The organism is Mameliella sp. CS4 (assembly GCF_019392335.1).
Taxonomy (GTDB): Bacteria; Pseudomonadota; Alphaproteobacteria; order Rhodobacterales; family Rhodobacteraceae; genus Antarctobacter.
In genome coordinates this window covers 1-243 of the sequence record NZ_JAHXRQ010000258.1, presented here as the reverse complement: position 1 = coordinate 243, position 243 = coordinate 1, and the positions used below count along the sequence as shown (strand labels likewise).

Below are 243 nucleotides of genomic sequence, written 5' to 3'. Positions count from 1 at the left end.
CCGCTCCGGGTCGCGCGCCCGGTAGCGCTCGACGATCTCCGCGGTGCCGTCGGTCGACTTGTCGTCGCCGATCACGACCTGCAGCCGGAACAGCCCGCGCTGGCCCAGCACCGCGTCGAGGCAGCGGCCGATATCGGCGGCGTGGTTGTAGGCCGTGACGATGACGCTGACCGTGAGCTGCTCCATGAGCCACGCGCGCAGGGCGTCGGGGTCGCCGGTGAGCGCCTCGGGGGCGTCGAGGCC

1 protein-coding gene is annotated in these 243 nt (G+C 73.7%); it reads right to left on the bottom strand.

Features of this window, described 5'->3' with window-relative positions; genetic code table 11:
* The coding region (locus tag KZZ07_RS27310) for a glycosyltransferase family 2 protein (RefSeq protein WP_219520171.1) at positions 1-243 on the bottom strand (243 nt) is incomplete at both ends.